Here is an 18,992-nt window from a genome sequence, read left to right as displayed (position 1 = left end):
ATTTTTACAAATGGCTTGAAATAAATTCTTCAGAATATGAAGTTTTTATAAAATTAGGATTTTTTGAAATAAAAAAAACCACAGAAGCAATGACTTCCGTGGTAGCGATTTATCTCTCTTTACTGTCTAGAATCAGTGTCACTGGACCAGAGTTTGTCAATTGAACGTTCATCATTGCACCAAACTCACCTGTTTCTACTCTGACCCCTTCATCCTCAACAAGCTTATTGAAGCACTCGTATAGCTCCTCCGCCTGATCGGGTTTCGCTGCTTCCATAAAATTAGGCCGGCGTCCTTTTCGACAGTCCCCAAATAATGTGAATTGAGAAATGGATAGCATTTGACCTCCGACATCTAACAAAGAAAGATTCATTTTCTCATTCTCGTCTTCGAATATACGAAGAAATGGGATTTTTTTTGCTAAATAACGGGCGTCCTCTTCCGTATCCTCATGGGTAACACCCAACAATATAACGAGACCTTTATTTATGGACCCTACTGTTTCGTTCTCCACTTCCACTGAGGCGTCCAAAGCTCGTTGAACGATAGCTTTCATACAAATGACTCCTTTTTCTACTTACTGCATGACACGTCTTACAGTATAGACTTCTTGGATTTGTTTGATTCGTTCGACAATTTTACGTAAATGACTGGTGTTTTGAATCAATATGGTGATATGAATCGTTGCCATTTTGTTTCGATCTGACTTTCCAGACACAGCTGTAATGTTTGTCTTTGTTTCGTTGACGGCCTGAAGAACTTCATTCAGTAAGCCTCTTCGGTCATATCCCCAGATTTCCAAATCAACATGATATTGCTTTGAATCAGTTACAGAAGTTTCCCATTTAACAGGCAAAAGGCGAGTTTGAGCTTCCTCTGTCTGGACGTTTGGACAGTCGGTTCTATGAACAGAAACTCCTCGACCTTTTGTAATATAACCAATGATATCGTCGCCAGGTACAGGGTTACAACACTTGGATAAACGGACGAGCAGGTTATCTACCCCTTCAACACGGACGCCAGAATCTTTTTTACCAGTCTTGGAAGGAGTCTTAATTTCAGTTGTGCTGACGTCTTTCAATGTCTGCTCAAGATCCTGAGCTTTCTGCTGTTGTTTTCTCAGCCTCTCTGTCACCCGAGTAGCAATTTGTGCAGCCGTAATCCCCTGGTATCCAACAGCTGCATACATATCCTCTTCATTACTGAAGTTGAACTTTTCTACTACTCGATTCAAGTTGTCCGCAGTTAAAACATCCTTCGGTTGGATTCCGAAATTGCGAATTTCCCGTTCTACAAGTTCCTTACCTTTAGCGATGTTTTCATCTTTTCTTTGCTTTTTAAAGAACTGTTTAATTTTGTTTTTTGCCTGCGAGGTTTGCGCAAGTTTGATCCAGTCTTTAGATGGCCCATAAGAATGCTTTGAAGTCATCACTTCAATGATGTCACCAGTTTTCAACTCATAGTCCAGTGGTTCCATCTTGCCATTTACCTTCGCCCCAATAGTCTGATTACCGACTTCGGTGTGAATCCGATAGGCAAAATCAATCGGAACAGAACCCGACGGAAGTTCTATCACATCTCCTTTAGGTGTAAAGACATAGACCATATCGGAGAATAAATCAACTTTAAGTGATTCCATAAATTCTTCTGCATCGTGTGTTTCACTTTGCCATTCCAGAATTTCACGGAACCATGTTAATTTTTCTTCAAAAGACTGTTCCGCAGTGTGTGGTCTTCCTTCTTTATAAGCCCAGTGAGCCGCAATTCCATACTCTGCAATTTCGTGCATTTCATGCGTACGAATCTGAACTTCAAGTGGGTCTCCTTTTGGACCAATCACCGTAGTGTGAAGCGACTGATAAAGGTTCGGCTTAGGCATCGCGATATAGTCTTTGAACCGTCCAGGCATCGGTTTCCAGCAAGTATGAATGATCCCTAGTACAGCGTAACAATCTTTAATACTGTTCACGGTAATCCTAACAGCTAATAAATCGTATATTTCATTAAACTGCTTGTTTTGAAGAACCATTTTTCTATAGATGCTGTAAAGGTGCTTTGGTCTTCCATTCAAGTCAGCGTCAATATTCACTTCTTTAAGTTGGTTACGGATTTCTTCAATAACTTCTTCAATATAATGTTCCCGTTCATTCCGCTTTTGTTTCATGAGATGAACGATGCGATAATATTGCTGCGGATTCAAATAACGAAGGGCTGTATCTTCAAGCTCCCACTTAATTGTAGAAATCCCTAAACGATGAGCGAGTGGAGCAAATATTTCTAAAGTCTCGTTAGAGATTCTACGTTGTTTCTCAGCTGGCAGATGCTTAAGTGTGCGCATATTATGCAAACGGTCTGCAAGTTTGATAAGAATCACACGGATGTCCTTAGCCATGGCTACGAACATTTTTCTATGATTCTCTGCTTGCTGAGCCTCTTTTGATTTATATTTAATTTTTCCGAGTTTCGTTACCCCATCAACAAGCATAGAAACTTCCGTATTGAACGCTTCTTCAATTTCTTCAAGAGTCACATTCGTATCTTCGACAACATCATGAAGAAAACCCCCGGCGATGGTTTCTGGATCCATTTCCAAATTAACAAGTATACCTGCTACTTGAATCGGATGAATGATATAGGGTTCTCCTGATTTGCGGAATTGATCGCTGTGGGCATTCTCAGCAAACTGATACGCGCGACGAATGAAAGCAAGATCAGAATCATTCAAATATTTACTTGCTTGTTCGATCACTTCTTCAGCAGTTAATACTGTATCTTTCGCCATTCAATCACCCTGGTTTCTTTTAACTTACTTACATAAGATGGTTTGCTTATCATTATCAAAAAAAGAATGAAAAATGTAAAGCGATAAATGCTTCCAGCTTGACTAAAACAAAGAGCGCCCTGAACAGGGCACTCTTTCTTATCTAATATTGCATTAAAGTCAATACATCATGGCCTTCTAATTTACTGCGGCCATTTAAATAGGTAAGTTCGATCAAGAAAGCACAACCAGCGACTTCTCCGCCAAGCTGCTCAACTAAATTGATCGTTGCTTCAATTGTGCCTCCAGTAGCTAGAAGATCATCGATAATCAATACACGCTGACCAGGTTTAATGGCATCTTTATGGATGGTCAATACATCTTTACCATATTCTAATCCATAATCAACTTTTATCGTTTCCCTCGGCAGCTTACCTTCTTTACGCACAGGAGCAAAGCCGATTTCTAGTGCATAGGAAACGGGACATCCAACGATGAATCCCCGTGCTTCTGGTCCGACCACGATATCGATATCTTGTTTCTTGGCATATTCAACAATTTCGTCTACAGCTGACTTAAATGCTGGACCATTATCCATTAAAGGAGTGATATCTTTAAACTGTACTCCTTCTTTTGGCCAATCTTCGACGATGGCGATATGTTCTTTATAGTCCATTAACAACTTCCTCCTTGACGGGCTTAACTTTCTCGTTTAAATATTGATTGAACCAATTCTTCAACTCTTTATATGTGGAATAATACAATGTTTTTTCTATCATCAATTGATTTTCTCTTTCTTGATAAAGCTTTGATTCTTTTAAGTCTTTTTTCGAAGGTTGGGAATTGATCGTAATAAGTCCATCTTTTATTTTAACAAATTCAAGTTCAAAAAACACCTCTGAAATAAAATCAACCATAGAGCGGTCCCAGCCCTTGCGTCTGGCCAGCTGATCTGCTTCATGATGAAGGTTGAATTCTTTTCGCTTCAACAGCATACCATAAAACCATTTGAAATGGTCACGAGAAGGCCAAGCTTGTAGGAAGGTACTTTCTTCCACCCGATAACTAACGAAGATTTTACTTACCAGTATTCTATTTAACAGTTCTTTTAATTCTTCTAAATCTTTTGGTAAATCCAGAATAACCAAACCATCAATACGTTCATCTTGTTGAAAATCATCAACTGAATAGATGGGTATATTGTGTGGCGATTTGGTCGCTCCAGAAAAAGTGACTGCCTTAAACGACTCATCTGTTGGAATGACAATACTCTTCTCTACATGCCTGGAACCGCGCAAATCAAAAAGCTGCCAATCTTCAATGCGCAGATCTTGTATCATAATTTGTAGATTTTTTCTTCCATTCCACTCGTTTATACTCAGTTCTCCTACTATATCCAGCTTGTCAGATGGAGAGATTTGAGGGTAGAGTTCTCCCATTCCAAATGCAAGACCATCTACTCGTGAAGAGTCTGTTTGAAATTGGAATTTAAGGTGATTCTTCTTGCTTCCTATCAACCTTACTTCCTTAGGTTCCTTTTTGACATGGAACAATGGCTTCGGGTTTCCCATGCCAAAGGGACGAAGCTTATTCACTTCTTCGATCTGCTTTAATGAGATATCTTCAAGGTCAACAGTCATCTCGATATCCAGCACCTGCTGATAATCATCATCGCTCAACTTCTGATCAGCAAGTTCATTCAAATCAGCTCTTAAAGCATCAATTTGATCTATGGATAGCGTCATCCCCGCAGCCTGGGCATGGCCACCAAAGTGCAAAAAACGTTCCCTTATTTCCATACAGTTCGTGAACAAATCGAAGGCATCAATACTTCTAGCAGAGCCTTTGGCTTCTCCCTTTTCAGAGTCAATGCCTAGAACGATAGCTGGACGGTCATATTGACGGACAAGTTTTGAGGCTACAATCCCTAGGACCCCAGGATTCCAGCCCTCTTTTGCTACAACAATAACGTTCTCTAAATCAGCAGACTTTTCAATAAGCATCTCGTCCGCCTGTTTAGCAATATCAGATACAATCTTTTGACGGTCCTGATTCAACTGGTTGATAAATTTAGCAATCTCCAAAGCTTCCTCTACATTTTGGGATAGCAGCAAATCCACAGCAGGTGATGCGTCTTGCAAGCGCCCTACTGCATTTAGTCGCGGACCAATTGTGAATCCAATCGTTTCTTCTGTAATTTCTCCCTCAATGCCGCACACTTCCTTTAAAGCTAGAACACCAGGTCGTTTTGAATGAGAGATGGCCTGTAACCCGATAGCAGCCAGAACGCGGTTTTCATCTTTGAGAGGCACAAGATCAGCTACCGTCCCAATTACAACCAGATCCAGAAGATCCTTGGGGAAACGACCTAACAAGGCTTCGGCAAACTTAAAAGCAACCCCTACTCCAGCTAGCTCTTGGAATGGATATTGACTGGATGTCTTCGGATGAATAATGGCATAAGCATCCGGCAAAACTTCCTGAACTTCATGGTGGTCTGTAATGATTAAATCAATTCCTAGCTGCTTAGCTAAATCAGCCTCATTCATAGCAGCAATGCCTGTATCTACAGTAATAATAATGGAATATCCAGAATCATGTGCAAAACGAAAAGCCTCTTCGTTTGGCCCATATCCTTCTGTGAAACGATTAGGAATATAAAAGTCACAGTCGGCACCAGCTTCTCTTAACGCTTCTACCATAACAGTCGTTGAACTGACACCGTCTGCATCATAGTCACCAAAAACTAGAATAGACTCTTCGTTTTCAATGGCTTGTCTGACTCGATCAACAGCTTTAGCCATGTCTTCCATAAGAAAAGGATCATGGAGATCATCAATAGAAGGATTCAAAAACCGCTGAATAGCTTCGTCACTTACGATCTCCCGCTTCATCAACAGTTGTTGAGTAAGAGGAGTTAATCCTTTAATTGACTGCACCTTCTCCAATTGGTTTGTATATGTAAACTTCCATTTCATCTTGCTTTGTAACATAAGTTCACCCCTGACCAATCTATTATACAAGAGCGGTCCAGGGGTAGCAAACATATCTATGGTGTTTTAAACGTACTGTTTTCCTTTTGAACATTGGATTTCTCAGGTTCTTTTGTTTCTTCATCCTTTTTCGGGATAGAGCTTTTATCCTTTGTTAATTGTTGATGTAAAGATCGGTTTTCACGCTTTAATTTAAAATAACGGACAGCTCCAACAGAAGCCGTTGCCAATCCCCCTAAAAGAACAGAAATCAGAATGACTAATATCAAGGGAGCCTCTCCAGAACCAAATAGATAATTCACCTGCACAGGATCGACATTAATAACGGCAAATACTGCGATAACTAAAGCAAAGATGAATGCAAATATGATGTAACCTTGGCCTTTCATGTTTTCATCTCCTTTCAACGAGGACGTTTACTATTGATATACCCTGAACACGTTTAGTTCAACCAAAAAAACAGCGACCGCTATGCGATCGCTGCTTAAAAATTTAGACCTGTGGGCCTCCGGTATTTTTCTTTTTAACAAATTGAATTGGCTTGTCTTTAATATTCTTTCCACGCCACACAAGCCAGAGCTGTGAAGCGATAAATAGGGAAGAGTACGTACCTGCTAACAAGCCGACCACAAGAGCAAATGAGAAGTTCGTGATTGATGATGCACCGAAGAACAACAGCATGACAGCGGCAAAAATGACTGTCAGAACGGTGTTGATACTTCTTGCGAGGGTTTGCATCAAACTATCATTGACCACTTTAGCAAGTTCCTTGAAGGACTTGACTTTCTTCTTCATTTTCAAATTCTCACGAATCCGGTCAAACGTCACAATTGTATCGTTAACCGAGTACCCCACAATAGTGAGGATCGCTGCGATAATCGTAATATCAAACTCAAGCCGTGTCAGACTGAATAAAGCAATGATAAAGAATGCGTCATGTAATAAAGCGATGATCGCAGTTAATGCAAAATAAAATTCGAATCGGATGGTTACGTAAATGATAATCCCGATCGATGCATACAAGACTGCTAAAGCGGCATTTTTGGCAAGTTCCTGACCGACAACCGGTGAAACTGTGCTTACGTTCGGAGTATTACCATATTGTTCTTCATAATAACTTTGAATTTCTCCGATTTTACTTTTTCCTAATTCACTTTCAAAACGGGCAACAGCTATTTCGTTATTGTCACCTGAAATAACGACTTGTTTAGGTTTAACGTTAAATTCCTCTTCTAGAGTCTGTTCAACTTGTTCAGCATTAATCTGTTCATTTGCCAGAATGGATACACGTGATCCACTGGTGAAGTCAATGCCCAGATTCAGTTTGAAAATAGCTAAAGCCAAGATCCCGGCTGAGATCAGGACGATTGAAATCGTAAAGAAACGCTTGCGTAAGCCTACGAAATCAAATTGACGTCCCAAGACCTTTGGTTCTACTTCTTCCCCTTCTTCAATGTCCTGAATGTCTTCAGGCTTCACTCCAAACCATTTTGGACGTTTATTTAAGAAGCGGCTCTTCACCCATAGTCCTAAGAATAAGCGTGATCCATAAACAGCTGTGATGAAGCTGACAAGGATACTGACAATTAACATCGTAGCAAATCCTTTAACTGAGCTTGTTCCGAAGATGAAAAGAACAGTGGCAGCAATTAAAGTAGTAATGTTGGCGTCAAGAATCGTAGCCAGCGATCGCTTATTTCCTGCTTTGAAGGCGGACATAACGGATTTCCCAGCCTTCAACTCTTCTTTTATCCTCTCATAGGTAATGATATTGGCATCAACCGCCATACCTACCCCGAGAATCAAAGCTGCAATACCTGGCAGAGTTAATACCCCATTCATCAACTCGAACACAAGAAGGATTAAGTAAATATATACTGAAAGCGTTGCGACTGCGATAGCGCCAGGGAATCGGTAATAAGCAATCATGAATAAGAAGATCGTGGCAATACCTATAGCTCCTGCTATAATTGTCTTATTCATCGCTTGCTCACCAAATTGAGCTCCAACAGAGGTAGAATAAGTTTCCTCAAGGTTCACAGGAAGAGACCCTGCATTAAGGATATCAGCCAGCTGCTTGGCAGACTCTACCGTGAAATTACCCTCAATTTGTACCGTATTACTTCGAATGGCTTCATCGACCGCTGGTGCCGAGATATAACCTGGATCTTCTTTTCCATATTCGTCAGCAAACGAAGAATCCTCATCATAATCCATCCAAATCGCTAACAGATTCTCTGGATACGGAGTACTTGGATCCTGCTCTTTATTAGCAATTTCCTGGGTTACATCATAAAACTCAGAAGCGCTTTTAACTTCCAATGTTACAATGGGATTATTATTATCTGGGTTGAAACTTTGCTGCGCACTTCCTTCTTTAATATCCGTACCATTCATGTACTCCTTACCATCAACACCACGGAAAGATAATTCAGCAGTGGTCGACAACAATTCACGAGCCTGCTGCTGGTCCTCTATTCCAGCCAATTGAACACGAATCCTTCCTCCGTCCTCAATGGCAATATTTGTTTCACTGATTCCTAAAGTATTTACACGCCTGTTCAATGCTTCAACTGTAGCTTCAAGTACTTGTCTATTAACTTCTTGACTATCATCCAGTGGTTCAACATCATATAGAATTTCGAATCCACCTTGAAGGTCAAGTCCTAGTCGAATATCTTTTGTAACACCTGTTATGGTCGTCCCAATCGTAGCAGCTAAAAGGATTAGCACTAAAAAAAAGGCGACGATACGACCTCGTTTCACCATTACGCGGTTTCCTCCTTTATGCCTGAGCACATCCCTTTCATTCAAATTCCAGACGTATGTATAGATGTACGTACACACTTATCTAACGGATGAGATGTTTCTCGCTTGTCTCCGTAACAATTTTACTATTAATTTCTCATTTGGCAACTATTGATTGATCATATGGAACGATGTCAAAAGATGTCAACACAATCTATTATTCATTATATCCAGAGTTGACGTCCTCTATGGCTTCTAAGTCATCATTCTCTTCATGATTAACAAAACTTTCATATGTATGGCTTTTCAGATGTAGTACGTCTTGGACAATCTCGTATAACCGCTTTTCAGGATTCCCTTCCCATACTTTTGCTCTTAAGCATTCCCATACCTCATTCTTCGTAGTGACATATCCCAATAATCGAAGCTCGTCCGTTTTAATAATAAGAACCGGATCCACATGTTTCTTCCATTGACTTACCGTTTTCTCTTCCTCCATATCGGCACTCCCTGTTTAAAGAATTGGATTCACCTGTAATCGTTTGTCATGCCTTGTCCATCCAAGCGCATATAATTCATTGTAGCTGAATTTTAATTCTTTGAGAAGGCGGATCATCGATATGTCAAAACAAACCTTTCTTCATGGAGCTCTCATTCTTGTAGCGGCTGGATTAATTACAAGGCTGCTTGGTTTCATCAACCGAATTGTCGTAGCACGAGTCATGGGTGCAGAAGGTGTCGGATTGTATATGATGGCACTGCCTACCTTAATTTTAGCCATCACCATCACGCAATTCGGACTGCCGGTAGCCATTTCAAAACGTGTATCGGAAGCAGAAGCTTTAGGGGACGAAAAGAAAATCAAGCAGATCTTAATCATTTCCATCTCTGTTACAGGATCTTTAGGTATCCTTTTCACAGGCGGGCTATTTTTGTTGTCTCCGGTAGTGGCTAACTATTTTCTCACCGATGCTAGAGCTTTGTACCCGTTGTTAGCCGTAACCCCAATTATTCCAATTATAGCGGTTTCTTCTGTTATTAGGGGTTATTTTCAAGGCCGACAAAACATGAAGCCTCAGGCCATGTCTCAAGTTATTGAGCAAATTGTCAGGATCGGAGCAGTAATTGTATTAACAAAGTTGTTTTTACCTTATGGAGTTCAATATGCAGCTGCAGGTGCTATGGCAGCAGTTGTCTTAGGAGAATTTGTGTCCTTAATTTATATGCTAAGGCAGTTTAATCTTCAAAAGCGTTTCAAATTAAGAAAGACTTGGACAAAACATATTAAAGAGGGGCGTAAAACCCTCAATGAACTGATGAGCATTGCGCTTCCTACTACAGGGAGTAAATTTATTGGATCGTTGACTTATTTTTTTGAGCCGATTTTGGTTGCTCAAAGTCTTGCAATTGCAGGGATAGCAGCGGTTGAGTCTACCAAACTCTATGGAGAGTTGACTGGGTATATTCTTCCGTTGCTTTTCTTACCCACTTTCTTGACCCATGCTCTCTCAACAGCTCTTGTCCCCTCCATTAGTGAAGCAGCAGCGAGAGGTAAGAAAGATATTATTCAATATCGAATACTGCAATCCATCCGCTTATCTTTGGCCTCCGGCGGCGTAGTTACAGTCGTTTTTATGATCTTTCCAGCAGTGATTTTATATACAGTTTACGGAACGAGTCAGGCAGCTTTTTTATTACAGTTTATGGCCCCTTTCTTCCTGCTTCATTATATTCAAACACCACTACAGGCTAGTCTCCAGGCACTTGACCTTGCCCAGCCTGCCATGTGGAACTCACTCATTGGTTCGGTAATCAAATTCATTGTACTTGTAGGTCTGAGTTCTCAACCGGAGTTTGGAATTAACGGAGTTGCTATTGCTATCGTTGTAGGAGTCGTTGTCGTTACATTGCTTCACTTGATGGTATTAATCAAGCATAAAGTGTTTAAATTTCCAGGTGCAATGCTTCTAAGATTTTTGATCGTTGTTTCTTGCACTGGCTATATTGGTTTTGAAATGAAGCAGCATTGGTTGGAAGCGAGCAAACCGCTGTATCAACTACTCACAATGGGAACAATACTGACTGTTTTATACTTTATTCTTCTCTTTGTGTTTAAGCTGCTTCATAAAGACGAATGGAAGATGATCCCCTGGAATAGGATCCTGCCAAAAAAATAGCCCCCGACAGGAGGCTATTTTTTATTTCACTTCATTATTTTTATCCATGGACAATTCACCTTCATCATTGATTGTACACAGCGAAATTTCTTCTACAGAACTGAACCCCTGTTTCCTTACTTCATTCAATAGCCAGTTTTTATTCTTTCGGATCGTTTTAAGTCCGCTGTATTGCACTTTCCCATCCGCGATAAGGACGACGGCATAATCAGATCCTCCATCATCATTCTTCTCAAAAACGGAAAGTTTTCCTGAAGGCTCAAGTATAGCATAAGCTACGTCATCCACTTGTTGAATTCCATGCTCACGGAGCTGGAGTAGCAAATCGTTAAAATTATAGCGCTGGCGTTTCATTTCGTATTCATCAATTTTTCCGTGTTTAATGATGACTGTAGGTTTTCCGTCAAACCAATTCCGAAATCGTTGATTCTTCAAAGATATCCAGGCACTGCCCAACTGGATAATAAGCAAAATGGTCATAGGAACGATGGCTTGCCATAAAGGTGATTCTGGTTTTTCAATTAAGAAAACTGCTATTTCAGCCAACATGATGAAAACTACAAGGTCCATGACGCTCAGTTCGCCTATTTCACGCTTTCCCATTAATCTAAATACAATCAATATAACAAAATAAGTGATGAAAGTTCTAAAAATGATTGAGGCGATTTCCACGTCCACCCACTACCTTTCGTGAAGGTTTACCTCTTCCTAACATCACCTATTTTTTCATTTTTATTATGTAATGGATGAACTTAGCGTTTCTAAGTAATTAAATGCTTCCTCCATTCAAGCCTCCTTAGCCTGAAGACTCAGTTTCGAGACTTTTATGTGGAATATGGTGGACGGGAAAACGACTCTCTTTCCGTGGGCATGTGCTGAGCCTCCTCAAACTTCGTTTTCCGGGGTCTCACCGATCATGTTCATCCCACAGGAGTCTCGCCGTTTTCCCATCCACCATGCGATATAAAGGTACTCGATCTTTTTCTGGAATGAATCATGTGAAGAACTGGTTATATTAAAAATTCTGCATTGCCAACGGTTTTCATGCAACGGATAGCAAATTCTACATAGCAAGATTACGAGAACCTTATCAGGCAAGGGGCGTTAGGGAAGGGTGAGACTCCCGCGGGAGAAGGAGCTAGGCGAGACCCCACAGGAGCGCAGCGAACCAGGAGGCTTGCCTGTTCCCCCGAAGGAAAGCGAATCCTTCCCCAACGACCCTTTATCACCACCAGCATCTCGAAACCAAGTCTTCAACTATCCTACTATAAAGTTGAATAAACCAGGGAGAATTTTAATTGTATTGTTCACCAGATACTTTAAAGAAAAGGGATTAGATATCTGAAGAAAACATAGACCGAAGAAACAGCTAGCGACATGATTAAGATAGGAATTCCATATAGAGAAAACTTTACAAAAGGAATCGGTTGTTTATGGCTAGCCGCTAGTCCTGCTACAACCACATTAGCTGAAGCTCCAATCAGTGTTCCATTTCCACCCAGACACGCCCCTAAGGCAAGAGACCACCAGACAGGATCGACATTCATCATTCCGTACCCTTGCAACTCTTGTACCACTGGAATCATAGCGGCAACAAACGGTATGTTGTCAACTACACCCGATAATAACCCCGAACTCCAGAGCATTACCATAGAAGTTATTGGTAAATCTCCGCCAGAAACCCAAACCATTCCGCGTGCCAGCTCATCAATAATTCCTACCGTCTCTAAACCTCCAACCAACATGAACAGGCCCATGAAGAAAAACAAGGTCACCCATTCTACTTCCTGGAATACATGCTCTACATCAAGTTCTTTGTCCGTCAAGAACAATAGTAGTAAAGCTCCGCTTACGGCAATAGTCGTTATATCCATGTGTACAAATGGATGCATCATAAATCCCGTAATGGTTAATAGAAGAACTGACACGGATTGGAATAAGAGCTTCGATTTGTTTAAATGCTCGGATGCATCAAGTTCCATTAACCGTCTTGCCAGCTCTTGATCATACGTTAACCGCTTCCTAAAAAGGAGTACACTTAAAGTCAGCATGATGGAGAATATGATAAATACGACTGGTCCAAGGTGATAAATAAAAGATACAAAACTGAAATGCTGGACCGCTTGTCCGATCATAATGTTAGGCGGATCACCAATTAGAGTTGCCGTTCCTCCTATGTTAGAACTAAAAATAGTCACTAACAGGTATGGAAAGGCAGGTAGCTTTAGCTTTTCAATAAGTGAGAGAAGGACTGGTACGAACAAAAGGACCGTGGTGACGTTGTCCAAAAAGGCGGATCCTACGGCCGTAAAGATGGCGGTGACCACTAATAATGGTACAGGACGCCCTTTAACCAATTGGGCAAGACGTATAGCCATATACGTAAAGATCCCTGTTTTTTTCGTAATGGACACAAGGACCATCATAGAAAAAAGCAAGGCAACCGTCTCCCAGTCTATGAAACCGAAAGCTTCTTCCCATTCATATACTTTGGTCAGCAAGAGCAGGACTCCGCCCGCTAAAGCTACAAGGGCCCGATTCCACTTTTCTGTCATGATCAGTACATAACTAGCAACGAAAATGAGTAATGCAAGCACAGTTGTCATAGACCTTCCCCTTTTAACTGGACTTTACTTATACCTATTCAGTTCCATTGAAAAATATCTACTTCTATCGAAGGAGAATTCATGCATATAGTTAAAATGACAAGCTAATAAAAAGGAGGCAGGAATATGAAAAAATTAATCCAGGGTGTGCTTGGATATGGAGTTGGCTCGATCTTCATACTGATGATTGTCTTTTCAGGAATATTAGCTTTACTGCTTCGTTTTACCAACATGGAGTATCAAACCCTCAACCAAATGGCTCTAATCGCAGGGATAAGTATTTTAGCCTTCGGAGGGATGTTGGCGGCTTATAAAGGGGAGCAGAAAGGGTGGTTATCCGGAGGTATGACAGGGTTGATCTTCGTATCCGCTATGGTCTTATTTCAAGTTATCTTTGAAAATCAATGGGTTTCTCTTCCACAGCTTAGTTATTTCGGCGGGTTACTTGTTGCGGCCTGGCTAGGAGGAATGATTGGTGTAAATCTGCCAAGAAGATCAGCAGCCAAACGGTAAATAAAAACAAATCCCGCTACACTACTGTGTAACGGGATTGCTCAATCGTAAACTCATTAGTCTTGATTTAACTTTTCGCGAATAGAAGAACGGTCAAATTTCAGCTGTGATCCATCTTGTACAGAAATCACAAGAGTACCCTCATCTATAGCATGAATCGTACCATGTAGTCCTCCGATTGTAATGATTCTATCGCCTTTTTGTAGATCCGACTGCATTTGCTGGACTTTCTTCTGTTTCTTTTGCTGCGGACGGATTAATAGGAAATAGAAAATGACAAACATTAGAATGATCGGCAATAAACCTACTAATGTATCCATTTAACTTCCCCCTTTCTAAAAGTTCTTTGCGTTTGGTTTGTTGAAACCATACTGTTCAAAGAATTCTTCTCTAAAGTCACCGAGTCGATCTTCTCGAATGGCTTCACGAACTTGCCTCATTAATTTTAACAGAAAATAAAGATTATGATAAGTCGTAAGTCTAAACCCAAACGTCTCGTTTGCTTTGACCAGATGACGGATATAGGCGCGGCTATAATTTCGACATGTGTGACAATCGCAATTCTCATCGATTGGTCGGAAATCTCGTGCGAATTTAGCATTGCGAACAACCAGTCTTCCATTTGAGGTCATACACGTTCCGTTCCGTGCTATACGGGTTGGCAGCACACAGTCAAACATATCGATTCCTCTTAGACTTCCATCAATAAGTGAGTCAGGGGAACCTACTCCCATCAAGTAACGCGGTTTATCTGTCGGAAGCAAAGGAGTCGTGAAATCCAAAACTTTATTCATGACGTCTTTTGGTTCACCTACAGACAAGCCACCAACTGCATAGCCAGGAAAGTCCAGGGAAGTTAAATCTCTTGCACTTTGACGGCGAAGATCCTCATATTCGCCTCCCTGAATGATTCCAAACAATCCTTGGTCATGTGGTCGCTTATGTCCTTCCAAACATCTTTCAGCCCAACGGCTTGTCCGTTCGACCGATTTTTTCATATAGTCATGCTCAGCTGGATACGGAGGGCATTCGTCGAAAGCCATCATAATATCTGCTCCTAGGGAGTTCTGGATCTGCATGGCTTTTTCCGGTGAAAGAAATAGCTTTTCACCGCTAATATGGTTACGAAAATGCACCCCTTCCTCCTCGATTTGTCTTAAATCACTAAGACTGAAGACTTGGAAACCGCCGGAATCAGTGAGAATTGACCCATTCCAATTCATAAAGGAGTGAAGACCACCTGCTTCTTCCACGATGTCTTCCCCAGGTCGTAGCCATAAATGGTACGTATTCGAGAGAATGATTTGGGCTCCCATCCGCTCTAACTCTTCAGGACTCATCGTTTTGACGGTGGCTAGCGTACCTACCGGCATAAACATGGGAGTTTCAAATGATCCATGTGGGGTATGAACTTTGCCGAGACGAGCCCCTGTCTGTTTACATGTTTTAATTAACTCGTATGTGATTGCCATGTTACGTTCCTTTCTATCTTGAAAAATTCCGTTCTATTCATAAAATTAGCATAGCATCTCCGAAACTGAAGAACCGATACCTCTCTTGAACAGCGCGGTTGTATGCTTCTAATATGAAATCACGGCCAGCAAATGCACTGACAAGCATGATTAGCGTCGATTTCGGTAGGTGGAAATTAGTAATCAAACCGTCAATTGCTTTTAATTTTTGTGGTGGGTAAATGAAAATATCCGTCCACCCGCTGGCAGCTGTAAATGTGCCATAATCTCTAATAACTGTTTCAAGGGTTCGAGTAGAGGTCGTACCGACTGATATGATCTTCCCCCCATTTTCCTTAACACGATTCAATTGCTCAGCCGTTTCTTCAGAAAGCTGATAGAATTCCGCATGCATGTCATGTTCTTCAATTTGATCCACACTGACTGGACGGAAAGTCCCTAAACCTACATGAAGAGTTAAATAAGCAATCTCCACTCCTTTTTCTTCAAGCGACTGAAGTAACTCAGTTGTAAAGTGAAGCCCTGCCGTAGGGGCTGCTGCTGAACCTTCTTCCTTCGCATAGACCGTCTGGTAACGTTCTCTGTCTGGCAGTTGTTCTTTAATGTATGGAGGCAGAGGCATTTCTCCAAGCGACTCAAGCACTTCTAGAAAAATTCCTTCATATGAAAAGCGGACTTTACGGCCCCCATGTTCTTGAATTTCTGTACATTCAGCCACAAGCTGTCCATTACCAAAGGTGATTTTCGTACCAGCTTTCACTTTCTTAGCAGGCTTCACAAGCACCTCCCATTCATCACCTTCTGACTGATGAAGAAGAAGTACTTCTACTTTTCCACCCGTACCTTCTTTAGCCCCATAAAGGCGGGCTGGCAACACCCTTGTATCGTTTAATACTAAACAATCGCCAGGTTGAATGAATTGACTAATATCTGAAAAATAGTGATGTTCAATTGTTTCTTGTGCACGGTCCAAAACCATCAATCTAGAAGATGAGCGGTCTTGTAAGGGAACCTGTGCAATTAATTCCTCAGGCAAATCAAAATCGTACTGCTTAATATCCATATGAATCCCCTATTCTTCCTTAACGTATTTTTCCGATAAAATAGAATATCAATGAAAGAACAATACTTACAATAATTGAAGTCATGATTGGAAAGTAGAAGGTCACGTTACCTTTTTTAAAGGTAAGGTCACCTGGCAATTTCCCAATAAAACTCCACAGTAGTCCAATCACGATAAACACAATCCCTATTACAATAAAGATTTTACCAAACCCCGTCAAGAGCCAGGCACCTCCCGGTTAAAATGAGCGTAGGCTTTCGGAGTCACGACCCGTCCGCGTGGAGTCCTTTGAATAAAGCCGATTTGCAAAAGAAAAGGCTCATATACGTCTTCAATCGTCTGAGGCTCTTCTCCAATCGTAGCTGATATCGTATCAAGTCCCACAGGTCCTCCGCGAAACCCATCCATGATCCCTTTTAATAGCTTATGATCGATAAAGTCTAAGCCTTCCGCATCCACCTGAAGCATTTCTAAGGCCTCCTGAGCGGTTTCTTTTGATATGATTTCTTCTCCTTTAACCTGCGCAATATCGCGGACCCTTTTGAACAGACGGTTTGCAATCCTTGGTGTTCCTCTTGATCTTCTTGCTATTTCTACTGCAGCATTTGCATTAATTTCTTCATTAAAAATCTCAGCTGTTCGCTCAACGATTGAACACAAAGCTTTTGTATCATAATAGTCCAGCCGACAATGAACACCGAAACGATCTCTAAGCGGTGCGGACAAAAGTCCTGCCCTCGTCGTTGCTCCTACTAGTGTAAATGGTGGAAGATCCAGACGTACTGACCGTGCACTTGGCCCCGTACCTACAACAATATCCAGACAAAAGTCTTCCATCGCTGGATAGAGAACTTCTTCCACGGATCTCGGCAAACGGTGGATCTCATCTATGAATAATACATCTCCCGGTTCCAGCGAGGATAAAATCGCAGCAAGATCTCCTGCCCTTTCGATTGCCGGCCCAGCTGTTGTACGGAATTGAACGCCCATCTCATTTGCAATGATGGAAGCCAGCGTTGTTTTCCCCAACCCGGGCGGTCCATATAACAGGGCATGATCAAGCGGCTCTTCTCGCATCTTTGCAGCTTCGATGAAAATACTCAGATTCTTTTTTGTTAAATCCTGACCAATGTATTGCTTGAGCGTTTCTGGTCTTAAACTTAACTCGATCTCTTGATCTGTTTCTTGCATTTCCCCAGAGATCATCCGATCCTCCATGTATTATCTTCCTTTCCCTCATGTTTTCATTAATAACTGAAGACCTTGCCTTACATAATCGTCTACGGTACCTTGTTTCGCTTTCTGCAATTCTGTACGTACCTGTTTGACTTCCTTGTCTGTATAACCAAGAGCTTTAAGTGCTTCAATGGCATCATCAATGTGGGCTCTTACTTCTTTTGATGTTAGATCTTCCTGATAGAAAATGGTACTCTCATTTTGTTCATCGGGAAGCCAGACCACTAATTTGCCTTTCAGATCTAAGATCATTTGTCTTGCTGTCTTTTTCCCTACCCCTGGAAACTTGGTCAAATATTTTTCATCTTCCTGTTCAATAGCAGAGACAAATTCTGGTACACTCACCGCGCCAAGAATGGCAAGCGCTCCTTTAGGACCAATTCCAGAAACATTCAGCAGCTGAGCGAAAAGTTGTTTGTCCTCTTTTTTCTTAAACCCATATAAATTCTGTTGATCTTCTCTAATATAATGGTATGTATGAACTTTGACTTCTTTATTGATTTGTTCCTGAAAATGAAAAGGATTGGCGCATAATATTTCATAGCCAATTCCGTCTGTTTCTATTACAACCGAATCATTATCTATGGTTGTTACTTGACCTTTTACATATGTGATCATAATTTTGAAATCCTCTCTACCCTTTAATGCTTAGCACTCTTTATTGTATCACACAAGCACATGTTCGCCTATGACAGAAATGCCAGCAATCCATACAAAACAGCCCCCTGCATAACAAGGGACTGTCTCTTATATCTCTCCTTGAGTCGAATATTGCTTGAGGACTTGTTCAAAATGATCGTAATTTTTTATTTTTATCCCGCTTTTTAACTCCGTTTTTCTTCTGGATTCAAGCGGTTTAATCGGAATCGGTTTAAAAGCTTCAATCACTTTACCATCCTCAGGCTCTCCTTCAAAGACCGCAAGCTCTCCGTCTTCAGTCAAGCCGAAATATCCTTGTTGTTTGGTCAAGGGGGAGATGTCTTTCACTTCTCGTTTAAAAACGACTTGATCCAATTGTTGATTTTCAACTGTCCATCCTTCATATTGAGCCCAAAAATCCATCATAGACCAGATGGTTTCTTCTTTTTTTGTGGTTTCTATTACCCCGTCCATATAGTGTTCTTTTAAAATAACCGTTAGTTTCAATGGTTCAGGCTTTACGAGTGTTGAGACTGTATCTTCATTCTTTACCTCTACGGCTCGCTGGTAAGAGAGATCGCTGGCTGTAAGCGGACGTTCCTCTTCGAAATGAATTGCCTGCCACCCTGCAAAGATTACGACTATCCCTATGATGAACAGCCATCGTATCATAATAGACTCCCCCTAATTAAATAAATTCTGTTCCTATTGTGTCCAAAAACAGAACATATTATGAGGGTTTAGGAGGGATTTCTATTATCGTTGTAGACTTTTAAAGTAGTAC

At 41.1% G+C, this 18,992-nt stretch carries 18 protein-coding genes; 2 read left to right on the top strand and 16 right to left on the bottom strand.

Features of this window, described 5'->3' with window-relative positions:
- Positions 1 to 109: 109 nt before the first annotated feature.
- The 7 genes from dtd to HM131_RS08920 form a co-directional block, all read right to left on the bottom strand.
- A complete protein-coding gene (gene dtd, locus HM131_RS08950; protein ID WP_085029436.1) occupies positions 110 to 556 on the bottom strand; it encodes a D-aminoacyl-tRNA deacylase in 447 nt (148 codons plus the stop codon).
- Positions 557 to 577: 21 nt separating this feature from the next.
- A complete protein-coding gene (locus HM131_RS08945; protein WP_085029435.1) occupies positions 578 to 2,782 on the bottom strand; it encodes a RelA/SpoT family protein in 2,205 nt (734 codons plus the stop codon).
- Between the two features lie 142 nt (positions 2,783 to 2,924).
- Positions 2,925 to 3,437 carry an adenine phosphoribosyltransferase gene (locus HM131_RS08940; RefSeq protein ID WP_085029434.1) on the bottom strand — a complete coding sequence of 171 codons (513 nt, stop codon included), beginning with the start codon at positions 3,435 to 3,437 and terminating at the stop codon, positions 2,925 to 2,927.
- The gene (recJ, locus tag HM131_RS08935) at positions 3,427 to 5,754 is read right to left on the bottom strand and encodes a single-stranded-DNA-specific exonuclease RecJ (protein ID WP_085029433.1); all 2,328 of its coding nucleotides are present in this window, start codon (positions 5,752 to 5,754) and stop codon (positions 3,427 to 3,429) included. The genes HM131_RS08940 and recJ overlap by 11 nt, the downstream gene beginning before the upstream one ends.
- A gap of 56 nt (positions 5,755 to 5,810) precedes the next feature.
- Positions 5,811 to 6,143 carry a LapA family protein gene (locus tag HM131_RS08930; RefSeq protein ID WP_085029432.1) on the bottom strand — a complete coding sequence of 111 codons (333 nt, stop codon included), beginning with the start codon at positions 6,141 to 6,143 and terminating at the stop codon, positions 5,811 to 5,813.
- Between the two features lie 103 nt (positions 6,144 to 6,246).
- The gene (gene secDF, locus HM131_RS08925) at positions 6,247 to 8,523 is read right to left on the bottom strand and encodes a protein translocase subunit SecDF (RefSeq protein ID WP_085029431.1); all 2,277 of its coding nucleotides are present in this window, start codon (positions 8,521 to 8,523) and stop codon (positions 6,247 to 6,249) included.
- A gap of 196 nt (positions 8,524 to 8,719) precedes the next feature.
- Positions 8,720 to 9,001, bottom strand: coding sequence for a post-transcriptional regulator (locus HM131_RS08920; RefSeq protein ID WP_085029430.1), 282 nt, complete (start codon positions 8,999 to 9,001; stop codon positions 8,720 to 8,722).
- Between the two features lie 121 nt (positions 9,002 to 9,122).
- On the opposite strand from HM131_RS08920, the gene spoVB reads away from it, so the two are divergent.
- Complete coding sequence (spoVB, locus tag HM131_RS08915; protein WP_085029429.1) at positions 9,123 to 10,679, top strand: stage V sporulation protein B; 1,557 nt, start codon at positions 9,123 to 9,125, stop codon at positions 10,677 to 10,679.
- Positions 10,680 to 10,700: 21 nt separating this feature from the next.
- Here the strand turns inward: spoVB and HM131_RS08910 are convergent, their stop codons facing one another.
- Both HM131_RS08910 and HM131_RS08905 read right to left on the bottom strand, forming a co-directional pair.
- Entirely contained in the window at positions 10,701 to 11,351 is a 651-nt protein-coding gene (locus HM131_RS08910) for a YetF domain-containing protein (protein ID WP_408607125.1), read from the bottom strand.
- Positions 11,352 to 11,998: 647 nt separating this feature from the next.
- Positions 11,999 to 13,285 carry an ArsB/NhaD family transporter gene (locus tag HM131_RS08905; protein WP_085029428.1) on the bottom strand — a complete coding sequence of 429 codons (1,287 nt, stop codon included), beginning with the start codon at positions 13,283 to 13,285 and terminating at the stop codon, positions 11,999 to 12,001.
- A 126-nt stretch (positions 13,286 to 13,411) separates the two neighbouring features.
- On the opposite strand from HM131_RS08905, the gene HM131_RS08900 reads away from it, so the two are divergent.
- Positions 13,412 to 13,798 carry a TIGR04086 family membrane protein gene (locus HM131_RS08900; RefSeq protein WP_085029427.1) on the top strand — a complete coding sequence of 129 codons (387 nt, stop codon included), beginning with the start codon at positions 13,412 to 13,414 and terminating at the stop codon, positions 13,796 to 13,798.
- 56 nt (positions 13,799 to 13,854) lie between these two features.
- Here the strand turns inward: HM131_RS08900 and yajC are convergent, their stop codons facing one another.
- The 7 genes from yajC to HM131_RS08865 form a co-directional block, all read right to left on the bottom strand.
- Positions 13,855 to 14,118 carry a preprotein translocase subunit YajC gene (gene yajC, locus HM131_RS08895; RefSeq protein WP_085029426.1) on the bottom strand — a complete coding sequence of 88 codons (264 nt, stop codon included), beginning with the start codon at positions 14,116 to 14,118 and terminating at the stop codon, positions 13,855 to 13,857.
- 15 nt (positions 14,119 to 14,133) lie between these two features.
- Positions 14,134 to 15,270: a tRNA guanosine(34) transglycosylase Tgt gene (gene tgt / locus HM131_RS08890; protein ID WP_085029425.1), complete on the bottom strand. Its 1,137-nt coding sequence runs from the start codon at positions 15,268 to 15,270 to the stop codon at positions 14,134 to 14,136.
- Positions 15,271 to 15,307: 37 nt separating this feature from the next.
- A complete protein-coding gene (queA, locus tag HM131_RS08885; RefSeq protein WP_085029424.1) occupies positions 15,308 to 16,333 on the bottom strand; it encodes a tRNA preQ1(34) S-adenosylmethionine ribosyltransferase-isomerase QueA in 1,026 nt (341 codons plus the stop codon).
- A 19-nt stretch (positions 16,334 to 16,352) separates the two neighbouring features.
- The gene (locus HM131_RS08880) at positions 16,353 to 16,553 is read right to left on the bottom strand and encodes a DUF2905 domain-containing protein (RefSeq protein WP_085029423.1); all 201 of its coding nucleotides are present in this window, start codon (positions 16,551 to 16,553) and stop codon (positions 16,353 to 16,355) included.
- Entirely contained in the window at positions 16,550 to 17,551 is a 1,002-nt protein-coding gene (ruvB, locus tag HM131_RS08875) for a Holliday junction branch migration DNA helicase RuvB (protein ID WP_085029422.1), read from the bottom strand. The genes HM131_RS08880 and ruvB overlap by 4 nt, the downstream gene beginning before the upstream one ends.
- A gap of 18 nt (positions 17,552 to 17,569) precedes the next feature.
- Positions 17,570 to 18,187 carry a Holliday junction branch migration protein RuvA gene (gene ruvA / locus HM131_RS08870; RefSeq protein ID WP_085029421.1) on the bottom strand — a complete coding sequence of 206 codons (618 nt, stop codon included), beginning with the start codon at positions 18,185 to 18,187 and terminating at the stop codon, positions 17,570 to 17,572.
- Between the two features lie 129 nt (positions 18,188 to 18,316).
- Positions 18,317 to 18,880 carry a BofC C-terminal domain-containing protein gene (locus tag HM131_RS08865; protein ID WP_085029420.1) on the bottom strand — a complete coding sequence of 188 codons (564 nt, stop codon included), beginning with the start codon at positions 18,878 to 18,880 and terminating at the stop codon, positions 18,317 to 18,319.
- Positions 18,881 to 18,992: the final 112 nt, after the last annotated feature.

Source organism: Halobacillus mangrovi (assembly GCF_002097535.1).
GTDB lineage: Bacteria > Bacillota > Bacilli > Bacillales > Halobacillaceae > Halobacillus > Halobacillus mangrovi_A.
This window is presented reverse-complemented; position numbering and strand designations above follow the sequence as displayed.

Bases quoted from the DNA above. Each gene is read 5' to 3' on its own strand.
- dtd (WP_085029436.1), bottom strand. From the start codon at position 556: ATGAAAGCTATCGTTCAACGAGCTTTGGACGCCTCAGTGGAAGTGGAG.
- tgt (WP_085029425.1), bottom strand. From the start codon at position 15,270: ATGGCAATCACATACGAGTTAATTAAAACATGTAAACAGACAGGGGCT.
- HM131_RS08905 (WP_085029428.1), bottom strand. From the start codon at position 13,285: ATGACAACTGTGCTTGCATTACTCATTTTCGTTGCTAGTTATGTACTG.
- HM131_RS08920 (WP_085029430.1), bottom strand. From the start codon at position 9,001: ATGGAGGAAGAGAAAACGGTAAGTCAATGGAAGAAACATGTGGATCCG.
- secDF (WP_085029431.1), bottom strand. From the start codon at position 8,523: ATGGTGAAACGAGGTCGTATCGTCGCCTTTTTTTTAGTGCTAATCCTT.
- HM131_RS08945 (WP_085029435.1), bottom strand. From the start codon at position 2,782: ATGGCGAAAGATACAGTATTAACTGCTGAAGAAGTGATCGAACAAGCA.
- HM131_RS08865 (WP_085029420.1), bottom strand. From the start codon at position 18,880: ATGATACGATGGCTGTTCATCATAGGGATAGTCGTAATCTTTGCAGGG.
- yajC (WP_085029426.1), bottom strand. From the start codon at position 14,118: ATGGATACATTAGTAGGTTTATTGCCGATCATTCTAATGTTTGTCATT.
- spoVB (WP_085029429.1), top strand. From the start codon at position 9,123: ATGTCAAAACAAACCTTTCTTCATGGAGCTCTCATTCTTGTAGCGGCT.
- ruvB (WP_085029422.1), bottom strand. From the start codon at position 17,551: ATGGAGGATCGGATGATCTCTGGGGAAATGCAAGAAACAGATCAAGAG.
- ruvA (WP_085029421.1), bottom strand. From the start codon at position 18,187: ATGATCACATATGTAAAAGGTCAAGTAACAACCATAGATAATGATTCG.
- queA (WP_085029424.1), bottom strand. From the start codon at position 16,333: ATGGATATTAAGCAGTACGATTTTGATTTGCCTGAGGAATTAATTGCA.
- HM131_RS08940 (WP_085029434.1), bottom strand. From the start codon at position 3,437: ATGGACTATAAAGAACATATCGCCATCGTCGAAGATTGGCCAAAAGAA.
- recJ (WP_085029433.1), bottom strand. From the start codon at position 5,754: ATGTTACAAAGCAAGATGAAATGGAAGTTTACATATACAAACCAATTG.
- HM131_RS08900 (WP_085029427.1), top strand. From the start codon at position 13,412: ATGAAAAAATTAATCCAGGGTGTGCTTGGATATGGAGTTGGCTCGATC.
- HM131_RS08930 (WP_085029432.1), bottom strand. From the start codon at position 6,143: ATGAAAGGCCAAGGTTACATCATATTTGCATTCATCTTTGCTTTAGTT.